Annotated in this window: 16 protein-coding genes and 1 riboswitch; of the genes, 7 read left to right on the top strand and 9 right to left on the bottom strand. The window is 50.6% G+C overall.

Annotated features, from left to right (window positions below):
* Positions 1-55 precede the first annotated feature (55 nt).
* The 5 genes from NT073_RS32455 to metH all read left to right on the top strand — a co-directional run bounded on the left by NT073_RS32455 (position 56) and on the right by metH (position 7,686).
* Entirely contained in the window at positions 56-1,918 is a 1,863-nt protein-coding gene (locus tag NT073_RS32455; RefSeq protein WP_297382388.1) for a carbamoyltransferase, read from the top strand.
* 16 nt (positions 1,919-1,934) lie between these two features.
* Positions 1,935-3,086, top strand: a complete 1,152-nt coding sequence (locus NT073_RS32450; RefSeq protein ID WP_297382386.1) for an SGNH/GDSL hydrolase family protein — start codon at positions 1,935-1,937, stop codon at positions 3,084-3,086.
* Between the two features lie 15 nt (positions 3,087-3,101).
* Positions 3,102-3,251 carry a DUF5989 family protein gene (locus NT073_RS32445; protein WP_297382384.1) on the top strand — a complete coding sequence of 50 codons (150 nt, stop codon included), beginning with the start codon at positions 3,102-3,104 and terminating at the stop codon, positions 3,249-3,251.
* A 3-nt stretch (positions 3,252-3,254) separates the two neighbouring features.
* Positions 3,255-3,617 (top strand): SxtJ family membrane protein, encoded by a 363-nt coding sequence (locus NT073_RS32440; protein ID WP_297382382.1) that lies wholly within the window; start codon positions 3,255-3,257, stop codon positions 3,615-3,617.
* A 72-nt stretch (positions 3,618-3,689) separates the two neighbouring features.
* Positions 3,690-3,795, top strand: a riboswitch (SAM riboswitch).
* A gap of 105 nt (positions 3,796-3,900) precedes the next feature.
* A complete protein-coding gene (metH, locus tag NT073_RS32435; RefSeq protein WP_297382380.1) occupies positions 3,901-7,686 on the top strand; it encodes a methionine synthase in 3,786 nt (1,261 codons plus the stop codon).
* 152 nt (positions 7,687-7,838) lie between these two features.
* Here the strand turns inward: metH and NT073_RS32430 are convergent, their stop codons facing one another.
* The 3 genes from NT073_RS32430 to NT073_RS32420 all read right to left on the bottom strand — a co-directional run bounded on the left by NT073_RS32430 (position 7,839) and on the right by NT073_RS32420 (position 11,343).
* Entirely contained in the window at positions 7,839-8,744 is a 906-nt protein-coding gene (locus NT073_RS32430; RefSeq protein WP_297382378.1) for an NAD(P)-dependent oxidoreductase, read from the bottom strand.
* Positions 8,745-8,942: 198 nt separating this feature from the next.
* On the bottom strand, positions 8,943-9,494 hold the full coding sequence (locus tag NT073_RS32425; protein ID WP_297382377.1) for a fasciclin domain-containing protein: 552 nt from the start codon (positions 9,492-9,494) through the stop codon (positions 8,943-8,945).
* Positions 9,495-9,864: 370 nt separating this feature from the next.
* On the bottom strand, positions 9,865-11,343 hold the full coding sequence (locus tag NT073_RS32420; protein ID WP_297382375.1) for an FGGY family carbohydrate kinase: 1,479 nt from the start codon (positions 11,341-11,343) through the stop codon (positions 9,865-9,867).
* Between the two features lie 165 nt (positions 11,344-11,508).
* On the opposite strand from NT073_RS32420, the gene NT073_RS32415 reads away from it, so the two are divergent.
* A complete protein-coding gene (locus NT073_RS32415) occupies positions 11,509-12,429 on the top strand; it encodes a phospholipase A (protein ID WP_297382373.1) in 921 nt (306 codons plus the stop codon).
* A gap of 162 nt (positions 12,430-12,591) precedes the next feature.
* Entirely contained in the window at positions 12,592-14,973 is a 2,382-nt protein-coding gene (locus NT073_RS32410; RefSeq protein WP_297382372.1) for a family 78 glycoside hydrolase catalytic domain, read from the top strand.
* An 80-nt stretch (positions 14,974-15,053) separates the two neighbouring features.
* On the opposite strand, the gene NT073_RS32405 is transcribed toward NT073_RS32410, so the two are convergent.
* From NT073_RS32405 to NT073_RS32380, 6 genes are all read right to left on the bottom strand, one after another.
* Positions 15,054-15,782 carry a DUF1223 domain-containing protein gene (locus NT073_RS32405; protein WP_297382370.1) on the bottom strand — a complete coding sequence of 243 codons (729 nt, stop codon included), beginning with the start codon at positions 15,780-15,782 and terminating at the stop codon, positions 15,054-15,056.
* Positions 15,783-15,799: 17 nt separating this feature from the next.
* On the bottom strand, positions 15,800-16,600 hold the full coding sequence (locus tag NT073_RS32400; RefSeq protein ID WP_297382369.1) for a molybdopterin-dependent oxidoreductase: 801 nt from the start codon (positions 16,598-16,600) through the stop codon (positions 15,800-15,802).
* The gene (locus NT073_RS32395) at positions 16,597-17,337 is read right to left on the bottom strand and encodes a cytochrome b/b6 domain-containing protein (protein ID WP_297382367.1); all 741 of its coding nucleotides are present in this window, start codon (positions 17,335-17,337) and stop codon (positions 16,597-16,599) included. The genes NT073_RS32400 and NT073_RS32395 overlap by 4 nt, the downstream gene beginning before the upstream one ends.
* 139 nt (positions 17,338-17,476) lie before the next feature.
* Complete coding sequence (locus tag NT073_RS32390; protein ID WP_297382366.1) at positions 17,477-18,076, bottom strand: peroxiredoxin-like family protein; 600 nt, start codon at positions 18,074-18,076, stop codon at positions 17,477-17,479.
* A 70-nt stretch (positions 18,077-18,146) separates the two neighbouring features.
* Positions 18,147-18,701: a carboxymuconolactone decarboxylase family protein gene (locus NT073_RS32385; protein WP_297382364.1), complete on the bottom strand. Its 555-nt coding sequence runs from the start codon at positions 18,699-18,701 to the stop codon at positions 18,147-18,149.
* Between the two features lie 88 nt (positions 18,702-18,789).
* A complete protein-coding gene (locus NT073_RS32380; RefSeq protein WP_297382362.1) occupies positions 18,790-19,665 on the bottom strand; it encodes a helix-turn-helix domain-containing protein in 876 nt (291 codons plus the stop codon).
* Between the last annotated feature and the right edge of the window lie 16 nt (positions 19,666-19,681).

Here is a 19,681-nt window from a genome sequence, read left to right as displayed (position 1 = left end):
TATATTTGATAAAAAAACCGTTACTTTTGGCGCATTCTGATCAGTATTATAGTTCATGACCATATTAGGCATCTCTGCTTTTTATCACGATTCGGCAGCAGCATTAATTGAAGACGGAAAAATTATTGCCGCTGCTCAGGAAGAACGATTTACCCGAAAAAAGCATGATCCAGGGTTTCCGGCTGAAGCAATAAAATATTGCCTTCAGTATAGTGGAGCAGATCTCAATAAACTCGACGCTATTGTTTTTTACGATAAACCGTTACTCAAATTTGAGCGGTTACTGGAAACGTATTACGCCTTTGCGCCCCAGGGGCTTCGGTCGTTTTTAATGTCAATTCCGGTATGGCTTAAAGAGAAGCTGTTTCTTAAACGACTTATTCGGGAAGAACTGGAAAAGCTGGGCTACAAGTCGGCAAGTAAGGTTAAGATCCTTTTCCCGGAGCACCATCTTTCGCACGGGGCCAGTGCGTTTTACCCCTCACCGTTCGAACGGGCGGCTATTCTAACCATCGATGGCGTGGGCGAATGGGCTACCGCTTCGATTGGCTTGGGTGAAGGCAAGAATATTTCTATCCTGAAAGAAATGCGGTTTCCGCACTCGCTCGGCTTACTGTATTCTGCTTTTACCTATTTCCTGGGGTTTCGGGTAAATTCGGGGGAGTATAAACTAATGGGGCTTGCTCCCTATGGCGACCCCAACTCGCCCGATGTTGCCCGCTATATGACCACGATCAAAGAAACGCTGGCCGACCTTCGGCCCGATGGCTCGATCTGGCTTAATCAGGACTATTTTGACTATGCCACGGGCCTGAAGATGGTGAACGAAGGCAAATGGGCTGACTTGTTCGGTTTCCCCAAACGCCAGCCGGAAGATGAACTGCTGCCTCAACATTGTAATCTGGGCCTGGCTATCCAGTACCTAACCGAAGAAGTGGTGCTGAACATGGCCAAAGAAGCCAAACGGCTTACCAATGCCGATGCGCTGGTATTGGCGGGTGGCGTGGCCCTGAACTGCGTATCGAACGGAAAGCTTCAGGCAGCGGGCCTTTTCAAGGACATATTCATTCAGCCAGCCGCTGGTGATGCCGGTGGTGCCCTGGGTGCAGCCTTGGCCGCTTACCATATTTATCATGGCAAAGAGCGGGTCGTAACGACCGAGCGCGATGCCATGCGGGGTTCTTATCTGGGACCAACGTTCTCGGATCTTGATGTGGAGTTAATGGCAAAGAAATACAAAGCCGTAGCTACTCATTACACCGATTTTGCCGACCTGAGCCGCGATGCTGCCAAACTGCTGGCCGGAGGCAACGTGCTGGGCTGGGTACAGGGGCAGATGGAGTTTGGGCCGCGTGCATTGGGTGGGCGCAGCATTCTGGGGGATCCCCGAAATGCAGAAATGCAGAAAAAGCTGAACCTGAAAATCAAATACCGCGAGTCGTTCCGGCCGTTTGCGCCGTCGGTACTAGCCGAAGATTGTGCCGAATATTTCGATTATGACGGTATTTCGCCCTATATGCTGCTCGTTCATCCGGTAGCGCAGAAACGGCGCACACCCGTCCCGGCCGATTACGCCAGCTTCCCACTCCGGGAGAAACTGTATTACCAACGCTCCGATCTGCCTTCTATTACGCACATCGACTACTCGGCCCGTATTCAGACGGTTCATAAAGATACCAACCCGCGCTACTACCAGTTAATAGATGCTTTCAAACAGCTAACTGGCTATGGTGTTATCGTAAATACCAGCTTCAACGTGCGGGGTGAGCCCATCGTTTGTACCCCGGATGACGCCTACCGGTGTTTCATGCGTACCGAAATGGACTATCTGGCCGTCGGTAACTACCTGTTCGACAAACGGCAGCAGCCTGAATGGCAAGAGAAGGATAACTGGAAGGAAGAATTTGTTTTAGATTAACGAACGACCTGTTTTAATGCAATCAAAGCTCTTTTCCAGTGTTGTTCGCCTGCTTCTACTTGGATTTTTACTCTTCATTATCTTTTACGGCGACCATTTCGGAGTTAGTTTCGACTATCCGCATAAAGGATTATTTGACAACGTATACGTCCGGCTCGCGAAATGCGCCCTGTTTCTGTTACTCATCATTGAGTTGCTGAGACTCTATTATTACGGTGTCGTCAAAAATCCGAGTCCGCCGAAATTGCTTGGTAACATCGCAACGCTGCTGGTGCCAACCATTGTGGTGCTCATCTTCGTTGAGATGGCGTTTATGTTTATCTCCCAGAGTCAGGAAGGGGGGCTAACGCTGGCGTCTAAAATCTGGTTTGAACGCTACTGGCCACCCATGACCGGCGATTACCGCGATACACCAAAGACGGATACAGTGGGCAAAAAGAAAGTCCTTATCGTGGGCGATTCATTTACCGCCGGGCATGGTCTGAAATCGGCCGATGAACGGTACGGGAATGTGCTGGCCGAGAAGCTCGGAACCAGCCAGTATGTAACGTATAATCTGGGAATTTCCGGTTCTGATACGCGTGACGAACACGCCCGTCTGGTGAAGTTTGGTAAAAAGCCCGATATTCTGATTTTACAGTATTTTCCGAACGATATCGAAAAAGTGGCCGCCGATCATGGGGTGATACCCATCGGGTTTCGGCCTTATTCTGACCTGCCACGGCCTGTACAGTCGTTATTCATTAAGTCGTACCTGTTGAATTATCTGTACTGGCAGTTTCCTCACGGTAACTTTGCTCCGTTCGATGTCTATGCCCGGAAAGCCTACGGAACGCCCGCCATTATCAACGACCACCTGAGCGACCTCAACCAGTTTATCACCTACGCCAAAGAAAATAATTCGCGTTTGTACGTTGTCATGTTCCCGTTTTCGCACAACATCGAACAGACGGCTGAGTATGTAAAACCGGTAGTTAACTTTTTTCAGTCTAATAAGGTACCCATGCTTGATGCCGGCAAGCTCATGCTCGATCTCCCCATGGAAGACCGTGTGGTGGGACGCAACGACGGACATGCCAGCCCGATTGTTAACCAGCGGGTAGGCGAGGCTTTGTTCAACCTGATTCAGTCTAACCAGCGGGCTCAACTAACTTTTAGTACTAATTAAACTTTAATAAAACGTATGGAATTCTTACATGACATTTTTCAATTCATGAAGCAGCGCAAGAAATGGTGGCTGGCTCCCATGATCGTTCTATTGCTTCTAATTGGTGTTTTGATCGTTATTGGCGGTGGTTCAGCCGTTGCTCCGTTTATCTATACTCTGTTCTAACGTATGGATATTACCGAAAAAGTGAAAGCCCAACTGGTTATCGTAACCGGACTTGTAGTACTCTATTTTATCTTTAAATCGCCCTGGTGGCTTTATGCGGCTGCGGCAGTAGGTGTGCTGAGTCTGGCCGTTCCGGCAGTAGGCGATCTCATCGTAAAGGCCTGGTTTAAATTGGCCGAGATCTTAGGAAACATCAACGGAAAGATCATTCTGTCGGTCTTGTTCTTTGTCTTTCTTTTCCCCATTGCCCTTTTATACCGCATGACAGCCAAAAACCCGTTGGCCATCAAACGTACGGACGAGAAATCGTTTTATAACGAACGAAATCATCTGTACACAAAAGAGGATTTAGAACAGATGTGGTAATGATAGTATCACATGGACTCATTTTGGGTGTTCCGCTTGCCGGGGCACCCATTTTTTGCTTAATTTTGTCACTACTTATCCAGAAAGACGGAGGGAACGGACCCGATGATGTCTTGGCAACCAACCAGCTCAGGGAATGGTGCCAATTTCCTCCCGCCAACGGCGGGATAGATAAGGTAGCCTTGTGCTTTCTGCCTTTCTGCGAATAAGCCGTTTTGCTTTTTGGACTTTTTTTAGTGCGCCCGTTGTTGATTTCCAACAAGTACGCGTTGCAACACTGCCTTTGAAAACGATATACGAACTTCTTCACGAACGCATCCTCGTCCTCGATGGGGCGATGGGTACGATGATTCAACGGTATAACCTGACTGATGCCGATTATCGGGGTGAACGATTCCGCGATTGGCCGCACGACCTGAAAGGCAATAATGATTTGCTGTCGCTGACGAAGCCAGAAATTATTCAGGCAATTCATCGACAATACCTCGAAGCAGGGGCCGACATCATTGAAACCAATACGTTCAGCGGCACGTCCATCGCTATGGCCGATTACCGAATGGAAGATCTGGCTTATGAACTGAACTTCGAGTCGGCCCGGATTGCCAAAGAAGTGGCCGTTGAAATTACCAGCCAGAATCCCGCCAAACCGCGATTTGTGGCCGGTGCCATGGGACCAACCAACCGAACCGCTTCGCTTTCGCCCGATGTCAATAACCCGGCCTATCGGGCCGTCACGTTTGATGAACTGGTAAACGCCTATTATGAGCAGGTAAGCGGACTGGTCGACGGTGGGGCAGACCTGCTGCTGGTCGAAACCATTTTCGATACGCTGAATGCCAAGGCGGCTATGTTCGCCATTGATAAATATTTTAACCTGAACCCGCAGAAGACCGTTCTGCCCATCATGATTTCCGGCACCATTACGGATGCCAGCGGGCGGACTTTGTCGGGGCAAACAACAGAAGCGTTCCTGTATTCGGTTTCGCACCTGCCGTTGCTGAGCGTTGGTTTAAACTGTGCGCTGGGTGCCCAGTTGATGCGGCCGTATATTCAGACGCTCGCTAAAGAAGCGCCTTTTTTTACATCGGCTTATCCAAATGCGGGACTGCCCAACGAGTTTGGTGAGTACGACGAAACGCCGGATATGATGGCGTTGCAAATCGAGGACTTTGTTAAAAGCAACTTTGTCAATATTGTTGGGGGCTGCTGCGGCTCTACACCCGATCACATCCGGGCCATTGCCGATGTGGCCGCCAAATACCCACCCCGGCAATTACCCCAGCCAGAGCCTTACCAGAAACTTAGTGGTCTGGAGCCACTGAAAATCACTGAGCAAACCAACTTCCTGAATGTTGGCGAACGTACCAACGTAACGGGTTCCAAGAAGTTTGCCCGCCTGATTAAAGATGGTAATTTCGACGAAGCCCTGAGTATTGCCCGAGGGCAGGTAGAAGGTGGCGCGCAGGTGATTGATATCAACATGGACGAAGGCATGCTGGATTCGGTGGAGGCCATGAAAACCTTCCTGAACCTGATTGCGGCCGAACCCGATATTGCCCGTGTACCCATTATGGTCGACTCCTCCAAGTGGGAAGTCATTGAAGCCGGTTTGAAATGCGTACAGGGAAAAGCCATTGTCAACTCTATTTCGCTCAAAGAAGGGGAGGAGGCATTTATTGAACGGGCTAATCTGGTGAAACGCTACGGGGCTGCCGCCGTTGTGATGGCATTTGACGAAAGTGGCCAGGCGGATTCTTACGAACGACGCATCCAGATCTGCGAACGTGCTTACCGGATTCTGGTCGATAAAGTCCAGTTTGCCCCGCAGGATATTATTTTCGATCCGAACATCCTGACGGTTGCTACGGGTATCGAAGAACATAATAACTACGCCGTCGACTTTATCAATGCTACGCGCTGGATCAAGCAAAATCTGCCGCTGGCCAAAGTGAGCGGTGGCGTATCCAACATCTCGTTCAGTTTCCGGGGTAACGACGTTGTTCGGGAAGCCATGCACTCGGCGTTTCTGTACCACGCCATTCGCGCCGGGCTTGACATGGGTATCGTGAATGCCGCACACTTGGAGGTATACGACAGCATTCCTAAAGACCTGCTGGAGCGTTGCGAAGATGTATTACTCAACCGCCGTGACGATGCCACCGAACGACTGGTTGAATTTGCCGAAACGGTAAAAGCGAAAGGAAAAGCCATTGTTCAGGACGAAAGCTGGCGGCTCGAACCCGTTCGCGAACGGCTCAAGCACGCGCTGATCAAAGGAATTACCGACTACATCGACCAGGATGTAGAAGAGATTCGCCAGCAGGTGGAACGCCCCCTGCACGTGATTGAAGGTCCTCTAATGGATGGCATGAACGTAGTTGGTGATCTGTTCGGCGCGGGTAAAATGTTCCTGCCTCAGGTTGTTAAATCGGCCCGTGTCATGAAGAAAGCTGTGGCCTACCTAACGCCGTTCATCGAAGCGGAAAAGTCAGGCACCGGCTCATCGAACGCGGGTAAGATCTTGCTGGCAACGGTAAAGGGCGATGTGCATGACATCGGTAAAAACATCGTTGGGGTGGTGCTGGGTTGTAATAATTACGAAATCATCGACTTGGGCGTGATGGTGCCCACCCAGAAAATTCTGGATGCCGCCCGTGAGCATAACGTCGATATCATCGGTCTGAGCGGCCTGATTACGCCATCGCTGGACGAAATGGTTGGCGTTGCCAAAGAGATGGAACGGCAGGGCTTTAAACTTCCATTGCTCATTGGTGGAGCCACCACCTCCCGCATTCACACCGCCGTTAAGATTGATCCGCACTACTCCGGTCCCGTTGTTCATGTGCTGGATGCGAGCCGAAGCGTACCCGTAGCTGGTCGGCTTGTCAGCGAAACGGATGGTACCAAGGAAAAAATCTTTACGGACATCAAGGCCGAATACGTCAAACTTCGGGAAGAGCACACCAAACGACAGAAAGAAAAAGCCAGCCTGACGATTTCTCAGGCGCGTGACAACCGGACAAAAATCGACTGGAGCGCGTTCGAGCCAACCAAACCGGCGTTCCTGGGTAATCGCTATTTCGACGATTATTCAATTGCCGAACTGGTTGATTACATCGACTGGACCCCGTTTTTCCAGACGTGGCAGTTGCACGGCAAGTACCCCGCTATTTTCGAAGATGCTGTGGTGGGTAAAGAAGCCAAACAGCTGTTCGACGACGCCAATCGACTTTTGCAGGAAATCGTTGATAAGAAACTGCTCAAAGCCAAAGCTGTGGTGGGCTTCTTCCCCGCCAACTCAGCTGATGACGATGTGCTGCTTCATGATTTTGAAGAACATGTACGTGAAACCGCCTGCGAACGCCACGGCTCTCACCAGCATATCGAGTATAAAATTAGCAAGGCTCAATCGCAAGCGGCCGTTAGCCCGGCAGGCGAGTTGATTTACGACACCAAAACGGTGCTGCACTTCCTGCGTCAGCAGAATCAGAAAGCGCCCGGCTTACCTAATTTCTGCCTGTCGGACTTTATCGCTCCGCTGGAAAGTGGCCGCGAAGATTACATTGGTGGGTTTGCCGTAACGGCCGGTATCGGTATCGAAGCCTTGCTGGAAAAATACGAACGTGACCACGATGATTATAACAGCATCATGGTTAAAGCCCTGGCCGACCGCCTGGCCGAAGCCTTTGCGGAGCGAATGCACGAGCGGGTTCGGAAAGAGTTCTGGCCGTATGCTGTCAGCGAAAATTTGTCGAACGAGCAACTGGTTAAAGAAGCCTATCAGGGAATCCGTCCTGCGCCGGGCTACCCGGCCTGTCCCGATCATACCGAAAAGGGCACGTTGTTCAACTTGCTGGATGCCAATAAAATTGACATTGAACTAACGGAAAGTTACGCCATGTATCCGGCCTCATCGGTGAGTGGGTTCTACTTCTCGCACCCCGAGTCGAAGTATTTCGCGCTTGGCAAAATCAACAAAGACCAGATTTTGGACTACGCCCAACGAAAAGATATGCCCGTTGAGGAAATCGAGAAATGGCTGAGCCCGGTGCTGAGCTACGATGCATAATAGAATCGTAGAGTCATAAAAAAAGACGGTCGCCTGTACGACCGTCTTTTTTGTTATTAACGCTTAAATGACAGCGCACTTAGTCTGTTATCGCTAACTGAGCCTGGTAAAGGCATTGTGGAAAACTCAGCAGGCAAGTGTTTACGGTCAGGCTACGACTCCCCTTTCACGTATTTCTGCCAGTTATGCTGCTCCTTAAAGCCCAGAACTTCACGGATTTTACGATTTGAAAACAAGGCTTCATACTCCCCCAGTTCGCGGGTGACCGGCACACCAGGGAAGAATCGTTCAGCCAGTTCTTTGCTGGGAATAACGGCCCCGTTCTGATCGTTTCCGGCATTAAAAACCTGATAGCCCAGGTTGTCTTTTTTCAAACATAAGTCCACGATCTGGCCCAGATCACGTGCATCTATATAACAGAAAGCATTCCTGCGTCGCACTTCAGGATTCATAAAATAATGGGGAAACAGTTCAGCGTATTCGTGCGGCTCAATCACATTGCCGATTCGAAGGGCATAGATATCGAAGCCTGACCGTCGCTGGAAACTGCGTGCCGTTTTTTCATTGACAACCTTCGATAATCCGTAGCTGTCCATTGGGTCAACGTCGTAATCCTCTTCCAGTGGCAATACATGAGGGTCGGTTTTACCATCTGAAAAACAGATGCCATAGGTAGTCTCTGACGAAGCAATAATTATCTTTTTAATACCTAGCTTAACTGCTGCTTCAATCACATTGTAGGTACCTATGGTGTTGACCCGAAAGGTTTCATTATCGGGCTTTATTAAGATTCTGGGTACGGCCGCAAAGTGGACTACAGCATCGAACCTTGGTACACCGTTACCCGGTTCCAATTCATCTAATCCGGCATACGAACTCATGGCATTGAATAGTTGCCCGGAATCCGTAATATCAGCGATCAGATTATCTACCCCCGGATGATGCAAGGGGGTCAAATCTACATTCATCACTTTATGGCCCTGGTCGAGGAGGTAAGGAATAACGTGCTTTCCTGCTTTTCCTGACCCCCCTGTAAAAAATATGCGCTTTTTAGACATGCATTCTTCTGGTTAATAATGGTTTTTTCGGCTACTATCTGGTACCAGATGGAGCGTATAAAACTACCTGTTTTAGGCCAAAAAACGAACTTAACAACCGTCTCCATTAGGCTGCTATCGTTAAGCATATATTATAAACGCAAACATGCCCGACCGTTCGGCCGGGCATGTTTGCGTTGGGTAAACCAGGTGTGCCTATTACGGCATCAATACCGTGTCGATTACGTGAATTACGCCGTTCGACTGGTTCACGTCGGCAATTGTAACGGTCGATGTACCTCCTTTGGCGTCCATCAATTCAATCTTTTTGCCTTTCTGCATGGCCGTCAGCGTACCGCCCGATACGGTTTTCAGCGTAGCTTTTCCACCTCCATCTTTAATGGCTTTCATCAGGTCGGCGGCACTCATTTTACCGGCTACAACGTGATAGGTCAGTATACCCGTCAGTGTTTCTTTGTTTTCTGGCTTCACCAGCGTTTCGACGGTGCCTTTGGGCAGTTTATCGAAGGCTTTGTTGGTTGGGGCAAAGACCGTGAAAGGACCGGGGCCTGATAGCGTCTCAACCAGACCGGCTGCTTTAACGGCGGCTACCAGTGTTGTGTGATCTTTAGAATTTACGGCGTTCTCAATGATATTTTTTGAGGGATACATCGGTGCGCCACCAACAGTTACTGTTTTTTCCTGCGCGAACGAAACCTGACTGATAGCCGATAAAGCAACAATTGAGAAAATTAATTTAAGCGTTTTCATGTCGTTATTTTTTTTGACTGGTTGAAATGTGTATTGAATGTGATACTGTGTTTGTCGACAACATGAAGACTTACGGAAGGGCGATACTATTTGGATTTAATTTAATTGAAAATATTTTTACTGACTTGTTAATCAGTAGTTTATGTCTGATTTGTTGTTTATGTATGGTAATTTATTAATGCTTAATTTAGCTGTAAATGATTAACAAAAATGTTTTAAAAAAATGATGACGTTTTATGGTATGGTAGTTTTTCTGATTTATCATTTTCTCCTTTTTACATATAAAAAATGCGAAGTATCGACTGATATTTTTTAGTCAATACTTCGCATTTTTTATATGAAATTTGATCAATATAATTGCCCCATTGAACTAGCTCTTCAATACCGTCAGCCAGCGTTGATAGGCATCTCGGTACCCTTCCTGCGCCCGCATGTCGGGCTCGATGGTTTTGGTAACATGCAACCCGGCGAAGGCCTCCTGTGCATTTTTATAGAAACCAAGCCCTAAACCAGCGCCACGGGCAGCTCCCTGGGCACCGTCTGTATTGTAAAGCTCAATAGTGGCGCCTGTCAGGTTGGCTAATGTATCGCGGAAGAGCGGACTTAAGAACATATTGGCTTCTCCGGCGCGAATTGTTTGCAGTCCTACACCTACGCTTTCCATGACCTGGATACCGTAGTAGAGCGCAAAAACAATGCCTTCCTGAGCCGCCCGAATCATGTGCGGCAGACCATGCCTGGTTAGTTGAAGACCGTGGAACGATGCACCCAGATCGGCGTTTTCGAGCATCCGTTCGGCACCATTGCCAAAGGGTAAACAGACCAGTCCATCGGCACCAATGGGGGCTTCGTGGGCCAGCACGTTCATGTCGGGGTAACTCACCGACCGTTGCAGCATCTGATTCCGCAACCAGCTGTTCAGAATGCCCGTACCATTCACGCACAGCAAAACACCATATCGGGGCGCTTCGGCTGTATGGCTCACGTGCAAAAAGGTATTAACTCGTGATTGTGGGTCGTAACTTGCCTGATCGCTTACGCCATATACTACACCCGAGGTGCCCGCAGTAGCCGCTATCTGTCCCGGCTCCAGTACGTTCAGCGACAGGGCATTGTTGGGTTGGTCGCCAGCGCGATACGTAACGGGTGTTCCGGCCGAAAGGCCCAGTTCGGTCGCTGCCGCTGCTGTTAATTCACCTTGGGGGGCGAATGTTGGCTTAATGGTGGGGATCAGCGACGCATCGAAACCAAAGTAGTCCAGCAGAAACTGAGCTGGTTCGTTGTTCTGGAAGTTCCAGAAAGCACCTTCTGATAAACCGGATGCCGTTGTCACGATGTCGCCGGTCATGCGGGCGGCCAGGTAATCGCCGGGAAGCATGAACTTGTCGACTTGCGCGTACACATCCGGCTCGTTGGCTTTCACCCAGGCCAGTTTTGCCGCAGTGAAATTACCCGGCGAATTGAGCAGGTGGTGCAGCGTACGGTCGTGGCCCAGCGCGTCGAACGCTTTATTGCCATACGGAACGGCGCGGCTGTCGCACCAGATAATGGAGGGCCTGAGTACGTTAAAATCCTTATCGACTACAACCAGGCCGTGCATCTGGTACGAAATACCAATAGCTTTTACGTCGGTGGGTTGAACGTTGGCTTTTTGCAGGACAGCCTTACTGGCCAGACAAGCATTTTTCCACCAGTTTTCCGGCTGTTGTTCGGCAAAACCGGCTTGGGGGGACTCAATAATCATTTCCGTTTCCGGAAAAAAAGCTGATGCAACGGCTTTGCCGCTATCGGCATCAACTAAACACGCTTTGACCGACGAACTGCCGAGGTCGAATCCAAGTAAATACATGCGGTTACCAGAGTTAGGGAATCTGCTGCGAAAGTACAAAGGGGAGCTGGAAAAGTAAGCCGCTTGCCTATTGGTAAGTCTTGTTAGTTGTCTGGCTAAACACCTGGCTATACCGAAGAGTTACAGAAGAGGTATATGCTCATTATCACCTATTTACTGCACTGTATGGCCGACAAACGTTTACTTTCTTTTCTGGTTGCTTTCTTAGTTGTTTATTCGTTTACTATCAATCTGTACGCCCAGACAGACGCCGATCCGCTATTTGCGAAGAAACAGGCTTTTCGTTCACTGTCCGACCGATGGGAGCTTGACTCGACTACTCAAAAAGGAACATTTCTAGTGACTGCTTATAAACCCCTGTACGTTACGGCAGGCCGCTGGTCAAATGATCCTAACGAACATCCCATCAGTGAAAACCCTGATTATACGTATCCATTTTTTATCGATCTGGGTAAGTACGAAGCCCGTTTTCAACTAAGTCTCAAAGTCAAAGTAGTACAGGGAATTTTTGGGAGGCATGGTGATTTATGGGTTGGCTATACTCAGAAGTCGCACTGGCAGATTTACAATACAAAATTTTCTCGTCCTTTCCGGGAGACCAATTATGAACCGGAGCTGATTCTGAATTTCGCCACGAAATTTTCGTTTCTGGGCATGAAAACCCGGATGCTGGGCATCGCGTTTAACCACCAGTCGAACGGGCGGGCCATCCCACTTTCGCGGAGTTGGAACCGGGTTATTCTGCAAGCTGGTTTTGAGCGAGGCAAATGGGTAGTGCTGCTTCGCCCCTGGCTTCGGCTTCCGGATGCCGAAGATGAGAATCCAGCTATAACTGACAACATTGGCCGGGCCGATGCGACTGTTATCTACCGAACAGGACGCCAGTTATTTTCGATACTGGGCAGCCATTCCCTACGGAGCGGTAAAAAGAATCGGGGGCAGTTTCAGTTCGACTGGACATTTCCAGTAACGGGCAATCTGCGGGGCGACCTCCAGATTCTGCACGGCTACGGCGAAACGCTCATCGACTACAACCACAAGCAAACGACCATCGGGTTAGCAGTGTCGTTGGTTGATTGGTTGTGAGCGTGAGGCCGGTCTGAACTTCATATGCAATGCCGACCGTATCGGTAGGGAAGTGTGCGTATGATTCTTCTTTGCCGAACAAAAAGTTTAATAGGGCAGAAGAATCAAAGAAAACGCCCGGAAAATTTAACTTGCAGTGCTATTTTCAAGCCCTTCTTCTTTATGACCTGGTTTCGTTTTCTTTTCCTTATCGTCCTGTTCCCGGTAAGCACGTTTGCCCAAACTCCAACTACCCCCGACTGGACTAACCAGTACTGGCCCGCCCGCTGGATTCTGCACCCTACGGCCCCGGCTCGCCAATATGGTATTTATCACGTTCGGAAAGCTATTGAACTGGCACAGAAACCGGCTCGCTTCGTCGTACATGTCTCGGCCGACAACCGTTACCGGCTGTTTGTAAATGGTAAAGCCGTGGCTATGGGGCCAGCCCGAAGTGATACCCAAAACTGGAACTACGAAACCCTCGATCTGGCACCGTATTTACAGGCGGGGCGCAATGTGCTGGCCGCTCAGGTTTGGTACATGGGCGAGGGTGCCCCCTTTGCGCAGATGAGCTACCAGCTTGGTTTTCTGATGCAGGGCGATGGTGAAACCGAGAAAATAGCGAATACCGACGCTAGCTGGAAGATCTACCATAATCCCGCCTATTCGCCCATCAAAAACGACATCCCTAAGCTCAGAACCTACATCGTTGCCGGAGATGGCGACCGGGTCGATGCGGCCAGATACCCGTGGGGATGGGAGCAACCCAACTTTGATGATAAAGCTTGGGTTGCCGCCAAACCACTTGGTTTTGCTACCAAACCACGGGGCTTCGGCACGGACGGTAACTGGCAACTGGTACCGCGTACCATTCCGATGATGGAAGAAGGTGTTGTGCGCCTGGCAACTGTTCGGCGAGTGGAAAAAGGAAAAATGGACAATGCCTTTTTGCAGGGGAAAGCACCCGTTACCGTTTCGGCCAATACCAAAGCTGTGTTTCTGCTCGATCAGGGCCATTTGACCAATGCTTATCCCGAACTGACCGTTAGCCAGGGAAAAGGGGCTACTATCACGCTGGCCTATGCGGAAGCGCTGATCGATGCTAAAAATAAGAAAGGAAACCGCAACGACGTAGAGGGACGTACCCTGCTTGGCTTTGAAGACCAGTTTGTGGCCGATGGAACCAGCAAGCGCACCTTCCGACCACTCTGGTTCAGAACGTACCGGTACCTGCAACTGACGGTCGAGACGAAAGACGAGCCGCTGGTGCTGGACGACTTGCTGGGACAGTTTACCGGCTATCCGTTTCAGGAAAAAGCCCGGTTTGCTGCCAGCGATACAACGCTTAAAGCCATCTGGAACGTGGGCTGGCGAACGGCGCGGCTCTGCGCGGGCGAAACCTATTACGACTGCCCCTATTACGAACAACTGCAATACACGGGCGATACACGCATTCAGTCCATGATCTCGCTCTATGTTACGGGCGACGACCGGCTGATGCGCAAAGCCATTATGGATTACGACCACAGCCGGTTCAATGATGGCCTCACACAGAGCCGCTACCCGTCGGCCGATTTTCAGGTTATTCCCACGTTTTCGCTGTTTTGGGTTTGCATGATCCACGACTACTGGATGCACCGGCAGGACGATACCTTTGTAAAGTCCATGCTGCCCGGCATCCTGAGTGTGCTGGAATGGCACGAAAAACGAATTGCCAAAACGGGTCTCAACGGGCCGATGGAGTGGTGGAATTTTGTGGATTGGTCGGCCTGGAAAAATGCGAAAGAGGAAACCAGTGGTGGTGTACCGGCCGGGGCACGAAAAGGCGGGTCGAGCATCCTGTCGCTGCAACAGGCCTACACCTATTTCCGGGCTGGTGATTTGCTGGCGCATTATGGGCAAAACGAACGGGCCGAACATTACCGCGAGATGGGCCGGAAGCTGAACAAAGCGGTTTTTGCTCAATGCTGGGATGCCGAACGCGGGCTATTTGCCGACACACCGGAAAAAACGTCCTTCAGCCAGCACGCCAACATTCTGGGGGTATTGACCGATGCCGTTCCTGCTGCCCAACAGGCGGCACTGGTGCAGAAAACTATGACCGATACCAGCCTGACACAGGCTACATTTTACTTTAAATTTTATCTGTTCGAAGCGCTTAAAAAAACCGGTCTCGGCGATCAATTTGTGGCGCAGCTAAAGCCCTGGCGCGACATGCTGGCGATGGGTCTGACGACCTTCGCCGAGAATCCGGAACCCACCCGGTCTGACTGCCACGCCTGGAGTGCATCGCCCCTCTATGAATTTTTGTCTACCACCTGCGGCATCCGAACTGCCGAGCCGGGTTTCAAATCGGTACGTATAGAGCCATACATGGGTGATCTGACCAGCGTAGACGGGAAAATGCCGCACCCGTTAGGCGAGATTGCCGTACAGTTTCAGAAAACAGCTACGGGTGGTTTAACGGGTAATGTGACACTACCCGCGAATCTGACAGGAACATTACGCTGGAAAGGCAAATCGTTGCCGTTGAAGGCTGGGCGGCAGACGATTAGTTTGTGATTACTCCGTTGATCCGTAATGGGTTGGATGGGTGCCACGGTTCTAAACCGTGGCACCCATCCAACCCATTACGTCCGTTTTTACAGCTGTTTGGCCCCAACTATCTGTCCGTTATCGGTTCGCTGAACGTACACCAGCACAGCTGTTTGATCGCTGGTCAGGCCGGTGGGCAAGGGGAGGGTTACACTACCTGCTTGCTCGGCCTTGTCGATGGTTTTAAATTGCCGCACTACGTTGGTGTTCACCAGCGTTCGGCCGCCGTTTTCGCCATTTCTTACATCGGTGCGGGCCTCTTTCTGAACCAAAGCTACATTGACGCGGTAGGGCCCGGCGGCAGAGAGTGCGTAGCGGACCGTTACTTGTTTTGTGTCCTGGGAAACGCTGCCATCGACACCCACAAAATTCGAGGCAGGCTGTTGCTGAATCGCTTGAATGGCCTGTTCGATCTTACCTTTCTGGCCGCCAATTATGTCCTGCCGTCCGTTAATAACCAACTGAGGAGTATAGGTCTGGCTGTTTAAAGCCCGGTCGTACTGACGCTGGCGGTCGGTAAAAAGTTTGTTGCTGAACGGGTCCTGCCAACCTAGCCGGTTCCAGTAGTCGACATGGAACGACAGGCCATAAACCTGTTGCCCGGAACGTGCCGCCTGCTGGGTTATGGCCTGCAGGGCCCGGTCGGCGGGTGGGCAGCTGGAGCAGCCCTGCGAGGTGAACAGTTCCAGCACCACAACGGGTTGCGATGCGGGTTTTACGGGACTTTTGAGTAGCCCGGTACCGACTAAAGTCAGAAAAATAAGTAGGTAGTTCATAACGGTTTTGGTCGGTACTACAACCCTACATAATAATCATAGCCGCGCTCGGCCCAGAAGTCGGGCGGGCGCTGGTCGGAGAAGAACATCCTGCCAATACGTTTGAGGTTTTTGACGCCGTACTTGACCGGAATGATCAGCCGCAGGGGCGCGCCATGGGGCGCGTTGATGGGTTGGCCGTTCAGTTCGTAAGCCAGCAGCGTTTGCGGGTGCATGGCGCTTTCGATGTCGATGCCCACATAATACCCTTTGTCGGGCGTTTCCATACCGACGTACTTGAACAAATCGTCAGTGTTGTCGGGGGTAGGTGCGTTACCGCTTTTGCTGCCTAGTTTGTAGTGTTCCAGAAAATCGGACAGGCGGGCACCACCCCAGTGCTGCACCTGGCTCCATCCTTCAATGCATTTGAACTCGTACACGATTTCGTGCTTCGGCAGTGCTTTGATGTCGTCGATGGTCAGCATCAGCGGTTCGGCATTGGGGCGGTCGATCTGAAGTTTCCAGTCTTCAGGAACGGGCGTTCGAATGCCATCATAACCATTGACACGAGCCTTCTTTTCGGCTTCTTCGACCGGAAATGTTCGCACCAGATTAGTGTTGCTGAAGTAGGTCCGGGCTACCTGCTCATTGGCGTCGAGCACCTGTCGAAAAGGCTTCTTTATGCCCCGCAGTTTGGGGCTGTGTGTGATCCACTCGTATACGCCAACGGGTACGGCAGCCGCCAGCGCAAACAAACCAAAGGATTGCAGTAGTTTCCGGCGAACGACCGATTCAGGAATGTCGCTTTCCGGGAGTTTGGGTTCTGTTGACTGGCTCATGCTAAAGTTGGAGTAGTAGGTGTTGGAGTGGGTTCTACGGGCTCGCTGATGGGTTCGGGGGCTACCGATGGGTGCTCCGGGTCGTTTCGTTTGATAACCTCGAAACCCGTTACCATCGACTGAAAGTTATTCCAGCCCGCCCGGATTACCTGACCAATGTGGACAAAGAAAAAGAGCACATAGCCGACGGTCAGAACGAAATGTTCCAGTCGGGCGGCTTTGTAGCCACCGAGTAAGCTCGTCAGCCACGAAAATTGGGTAGGCTTATAGATCGCGAACCCCGTCAGTATGGAGCCAACGCCCATGAGCATAATGGAGAAATAAGCAATCTTCTGCGCGCCATTGTACTTAACGAAGGGCGGCTGTGTTTTGCGGAGCCCCAGATCGTAAAGCGTTACCTGAATCGCTTCGCGAAACGAATTTCGGTTGGGCACCAGATGCCGCCATTCGCCGGAGGCAAACGTATAAATCACATAGGCCAGCCCGTTCAGCATAAACAGCCACATGAACACCCAGTGCCAGGCCATACCTTCGGCCAATCGGCGCGGGACGCCCAGGAATTTATAAAATCCGTTCGGGAAAAACGAGACGAGCGTATAGCTGCCAATGGTGATTTTGTAGGGATCATACGCCCAATAGATCAGCAGCCCGCTCCAGATCATGACAAACAGAACCGGAAAGTTGATCCAGTGAAACCAGCGAATAGCCAGCGGGTGCTTGTGAACAATTCGTTTCATGTGATAAGGCTTAGGGGAGTGAAAGGTTGATTGCGTCAGACAATTATATAACGAATAATCCGGAAAGTTCGATTCCTTCTTCAGCCTTTGTTATAAAACAGGGCTATATTTCTCCGACCGTTCAGGCAGTAAACATACGTTAGAGCGATGCTTCGGCCGCGGCTTTCAGCAGTTTCGCCGACATTCGCTCTTTAAAGTTGGGGTTAATGTATTCAAACTTAATAACACCCTGTTGATTTAGCAGGAAAACGGCGGGTACCGGCAGCAGTTTTTCAACGTTCTTGCCTCCGCTGCCTTTTTCCAGGGTTGAACTGTAGGAGACGGGTGCTTTGAAGGCGATGCCAAACGCTTTGGCCGCCGTTACATCCGCATCGGACAGCAGGGTGTAAGTAAGCTCCGTTTTGTCGAGGGTGCTTTGAAGGCTGGCGGGGCTGTCGGTACTGACGGCAATAAGCTGATACCCCATTTTAGCCAGATCGGGTTCAAGCGTGCGTAGCTCGGCTAATTGTCGGCTGCAATAAGGACACCAGCCACCTCGGTAAAAAACCAGAACAGTTGGTTTTCTGGCTACTTCGCCTGATAGGGAAACCGACTTCCCATCGACTGATTGTAGACGTATATCCGGAATCGTTTCTCCAATTAGCAGGGGACTAATATCTTCCGGCTTTTGGGGGATGGTATCCCCCACGGTGGAGGCAAATAGAAGGGCGGCTATGGCCACAGAAAAAATAGATTGCATGGTTGTTTTGACGTTGGTTCATGATTGATATCCGGCTGGACACAAATGCCAGCCGGATTGGTATTGACCGCTAAACCTCAATGATTTCCAGTACCGGTGCCGCCGGAAAATCGACCGGAATCTGGGTGAGGCTGTGGAGGTAATTTGAGATAATTTTATCGCCAACCATCAGAATAAGGTCTACAACGCTGCTTTTTGCATAGCCAGCTTCTATGTAGGCGTCAACCAGATCAGTAGCCGGATGGCCTTTAGTTTCGGTGATGGCTTTGGCAAGTTTAACCAGAGCATCGAGTTTGGGGTCGAAATCAGCATAACCCGCGCGGAGTTGCAGGATCTGTTCGTCGGAGAAACCGTTCATTTTGCCCAGTGCCGTGTGGGCGGCCAGACAATACACACAGTTGTTTGCCTGCGATACGACCAGATTGATGGCCTCCCGCTCTTTGGCTTTGAATGCGCCTTTGGTCTGGCTTTGCTGAAACGCTAAGTACGCACCGAGGCCATTGTCCGACAGGCCAAAGGTAGCGTAGAGGTTCGGAACGAAGCCGAGACCTTTTTGTAACGTATCAAATAACTGCTGGTTTTGCGCTGAAACCTGATCCCGGGTGGGTACTGTGAAGGATGCCATGTTCGTGTCGTTTTTGTTTGTCGTTTCGACTCTGCAAAGGTGCCGCATCTAAACGCGCCTGAAAATGACTGGACTGCCCGCCCTGTTATCAATTCTTCCCGACCGACGAATAAGCCGCCAGGTTGTGTTTGAGCTGCTCCTTAAACTCCGATGGGGGCAGATTAACCTGCTTCTTGAAAAAACGGCTGAAATGCGGGACCTCCTCGAAGCCCAGCTCAAAGGCAATTTCTTTGGTCGATTTATCTGTATATAAGAGTAACCGTTTGGCTTCCAGAGTGATCCGTTCGTGAATGAGTTGCAGCGGACTTTTCTGATTATACAGCCCAAACAGGTTAGACAGCGTTTTGGGGGATTTGTTAAGTAGATCGGCGTAGTCGCTCACGGCGTGCAACCGGCGGTAGTGAACCTCAACCAGCAGATTGAACCGGCGGACAATATCGAGGTCTTTCTGGCTTAATTCGGGGTCAAGGTACTGGTCTTTGGCTAGGCGGGTAAGCTTAATGATCAGGCGCTTCAGCAGCATTCGGAGCATTTCACCCTGAATGGTATCGTGGGTCGAAAACTCATCGAAGAAAACCGTCAATAAGGCATTGAATTTCCGCTGTTCGCTGTCGTCCAGGCGAAGGAACATGGGGTCTTTGGCGCCATAAAACAGAAACCCAACGCAGGAGACTTCTTTGTCGTGATCAACAATGCAGTAAAACGCCCGGTCGAACTGCCAGGCCACAACGTCGGCAGGGCGTTCGAACGAAACCGTTTGGCTGATCATCAGGGGCAACACCGTTTGCGGGGGAAAGCGGTGTTCGATGCCGTCGATCGTCACCGTTTGATCGCTGCCGATATTCCAGACAATGGTCAGCAGTCGGCTTTGGCGTTCCTTGAAGAACTGCCGCCCGAAGTCGGCTTCCTGGCAGACAAGATTCAGCGTGCCTTCGGTTTTAGGTTCGTGATAGGTGTAAAGCATACAGTAGTGAATTAGC

This window comes from Spirosoma sp. (assembly GCF_026391055.1).
Lineage (GTDB): Bacteria > Bacteroidota > Bacteroidia > Cytophagales > Spirosomataceae > Spirosoma.
Note: the sequence above shows the minus strand (reverse complement) of the source record. Positions and strands in the feature narration are given on the sequence as shown.

Coding starts and splice junctions, on each gene's coding strand:
- NT073_RS32405 (WP_297382370.1), bottom strand. CDS start 15,782: ATGAACTACCTACTTATTTTTCTGACTTTAGTCGGTACCGGGCTACTC.
- NT073_RS32395 (WP_297382367.1), bottom strand. CDS start 17,337: ATGAAACGAATTGTTCACAAGCACCCGCTGGCTATTCGCTGGTTTCAC.
- NT073_RS32380 (WP_297382362.1), bottom strand. CDS start 19,665: ATGCTTTACACCTATCACGAACCTAAAACCGAAGGCACGCTGAATCTT.
- NT073_RS32455 (WP_297382388.1), top strand. CDS start 56: ATGACCATATTAGGCATCTCTGCTTTTTATCACGATTCGGCAGCAGCA.
- NT073_RS32445 (WP_297382384.1), top strand. CDS start 3,102: ATGGAATTCTTACATGACATTTTTCAATTCATGAAGCAGCGCAAGAAA.
- NT073_RS32390 (WP_297382366.1), bottom strand. CDS start 18,076: ATGCAATCTATTTTTTCTGTGGCCATAGCCGCCCTTCTATTTGCCTCC.
- NT073_RS32440 (WP_297382382.1), top strand. CDS start 3,255: ATGGATATTACCGAAAAAGTGAAAGCCCAACTGGTTATCGTAACCGGA.
- NT073_RS32420 (WP_297382375.1), bottom strand. CDS start 11,343: ATGTATTTACTTGGATTCGACCTCGGCAGTTCGTCGGTCAAAGCGTGT.
- NT073_RS32430 (WP_297382378.1), bottom strand. CDS start 8,744: ATGTCTAAAAAGCGCATATTTTTTACAGGGGGGTCAGGAAAAGCAGGA.
- NT073_RS32450 (WP_297382386.1), top strand. CDS start 1,935: ATGCAATCAAAGCTCTTTTCCAGTGTTGTTCGCCTGCTTCTACTTGGA.
- NT073_RS32385 (WP_297382364.1), bottom strand. CDS start 18,701: ATGGCATCCTTCACAGTACCCACCCGGGATCAGGTTTCAGCGCAAAAC.
- NT073_RS32425 (WP_297382377.1), bottom strand. CDS start 9,494: ATGAAAACGCTTAAATTAATTTTCTCAATTGTTGCTTTATCGGCTATC.
- NT073_RS32415 (WP_297382373.1), top strand. CDS start 11,509: ATGGCCGACAAACGTTTACTTTCTTTTCTGGTTGCTTTCTTAGTTGTT.
- NT073_RS32400 (WP_297382369.1), bottom strand. CDS start 16,600: ATGAGCCAGTCAACAGAACCCAAACTCCCGGAAAGCGACATTCCTGAA.
- NT073_RS32410 (WP_297382372.1), top strand. CDS start 12,592: ATGACCTGGTTTCGTTTTCTTTTCCTTATCGTCCTGTTCCCGGTAAGC.